The organism is Helicobacter sp. UBA3407 (genome assembly GCF_949747025.1).
Lineage (GTDB): Bacteria > Campylobacterota > Campylobacteria > Campylobacterales > Helicobacteraceae > Helicobacter_D > Helicobacter_D ganmani.
This window is the reverse complement of the sequence record NZ_CATKCB010000163.1, coordinates 1-2336: the sequence shown is the minus strand read 5'-3', so window position 1 is coordinate 2336 and position 2336 is coordinate 1. Positions and strand designations below refer to the sequence as shown.

Here is a 2336-nt window from a genome sequence, read left to right as displayed (position 1 = left end):
GGTGTTTGCTGCATTTTGACCAAGGTTTTGAGTGAAGCTATTGCCTGCATTACCACCTGTAACAGAATCTGTGCCACCTAAACTCATATTAATATCTTTTTGCAACTCTGTGCTAATACTTCTTCCTAGCCAATCTCCCGCTGTTCTTTGTAGGGTTACTCTTCCAACTTTTAGGCTTGTATCAGCTACCGCTGTGGCAGCTGTGCTGAAGTTGCCCTTTGCATCTTTTGTGAGAGTAACTCCTGCTAGGGTTGTGGAATCTTTACCACCTTTTAGTAACACTTTGGGTGTATCAAAGCTTAGTTGATTGAAATCTTTAGATTGTAAAGCAATCTCTGAATTTGTGAAAGTAGCATTCCCTCCGACACTGATTGCGCCTACATTTTTGGGGTTTGTGTAGAGAATGTTTGGTGTCCCTGCTGCGCCTGTCATATTAAGACTTCCACCTACTTTTAGCGAACCACTTCCTTGTAAGTCAAGCGTAGAACCATTCTCAAAAGTCAAGTCTTGTGTCGCACTGACTGAACCATTGTTTTTAAGCGTGAGCGTGGATTTGTCTTTGAAAGTTGTTGCTTGTCCTACAATCGTGCCAAGCTTGGATTCTCCGCTATTTGCTTCAAGATTTAGGAGAGCTGTCCCATCTCCTATGTCAATCACACCTGCGTTTAAATCAAAGTTATAAAGTGTGGGAGTATTTGCTGTGTTATCGCCTTTGATTGTGAGTTTGTCTCCTGCAACCAAAGCAGTGTTGGAATTTTGTTGAAGATTGATTTTTACACTGCTGTTTGCGTTTGTGTTAAACGAACTTACTTCTTTGGGTGGAGTGCCTATGGGAGCGGTGGTTGGCTCGCTTAAAGTAAGAGTTACATCGTCTGTGCCTTGAGTTACCGCTGCACCTGTGCTATCCTTGCCATTCCAAGTATAGCTATTGCCACTTTGTGTGAAAGATGCGTTTGTCCCTGCGGGGGTGTTTTCAATATTCTTCTGTGCAGCAAAACTACCTGTGCTAGTCAATGCTACCACACCGAAACCTACAAGCGTTCTGCTTGCTGCCAATGAAAGTTTTGTCATTTTGACTCCTTAAATTTTAAAATAAATTTAAGTCAAAATAATACCCCCCCCCCCCCCTTAAAAGTCAATTAAATGAGTGAAAAAGGTTGAGAAAATTTTAAATTTTTTGTATTTTTGGTGGATTTTTGCTTTTTGCGAGGAGAATAGGAGTTATTTTAAGTCACCCCAATGTTTTGCCATACTAATAGAGCATCTAAGAGGAATCTTAAGCTTTGTAATGTTTTCCATAATGGAAGCGATTTTTTTTGCTTCAGATTCCGCACAAGCTATCGGGGATTCAAAGATTAATTCATCATGCACTTGCAAAAGTAGTTTGGATTCTAAGTTTGCCTGCGTGATAGCGTTCATTGCCATTTTAATAATGTCTGCGGCACTTCCTTGAAAGATTGCATTGATACCCTCACGCAAAAATGCTGCCTTTTGGTATTCTTGGATTCCGCGAAAGTCAAACTTGCGCATACGTCCTAGAAGCGTAAGCGAATAACCATTTTCTAGGATAAAATCCTCTTGAGCTTTCAAAAAATCTTTCACGGTGGGAAAAGATTCAAAATAGTTTTGAATGTAGGTTTTTGCCTCTTGATAACTGATTTTTAATGTTTCGGAGAGTTTTTTGGGTCCCATACCATAGATAAGTCCGAAGTTAATACTTTTTGCCACGGCGCGTTTTTCTTGCGCTTTTGCGCCACCAAAAATTTTTTTGGCAGTTTCAAGATGAATGTCTGCATTGTGGCAAAATGCTTCAATCATCGCCTTATCCTGCGAAAAATGCGCTAGAAGGCGCAATTCAATTTGTGAATAATCAAGGCTTAGGAGCAAGTGGTTTTCTTGTGCGATGAAGCCTTGTCGTATGCGTCTGCCTTGTGCGGTTTTGACGGGAATATTTTGGAGATTCGGATTTTTGGAGCTTAAGCGTCCAGTGCTTGTGCCTGTTTGCATAAAAGAAGTGTAGATTTTATGCGATTCGTTGAGTTTAGCGTGTTCTATTAGAGGCTCTATATAGGTGCTAAAAAGCTTGAAAAGCTCACGATATTCTAAAATCTTTGGCACGATAGGGTGCGCGTCAAAAAGGGAATTTAATACCATTTGGGAAGTGCTTAAGCCGGATTTTGTTTTTTTGCCACTTTGGAGTTTCAAATCCTCAAACAAGACAATAGAAAGTTGCTGCGGTGAATTTAGATTAAAGTTTTTTTGTGCAAGTGCGAAGATTTCCTCTGATAGATTCAAAAGTTTGGCGGACATTTCGGATTTTAACTCTTTAAAATATT

At 40.1% G+C, this 2336-nt stretch carries 2 protein-coding genes; both read right to left on the bottom strand.

Annotated elements, in window-relative coordinates; all coding sequences use genetic code 11:
• A partial coding sequence (locus tag Q1553_RS06190; protein WP_300842821.1) for a hypothetical protein occupies window positions 1-1071 on the bottom strand: 1071 nt, incomplete at its 3' end.
• A 150-nt stretch (window positions 1072-1221) separates the two neighbouring features.
• Window positions 1222-2336 (bottom strand): DNA polymerase (locus tag Q1553_RS06185; protein ID WP_300842820.1); only part of this gene is annotated, 1115 nt, incomplete at its 5' end.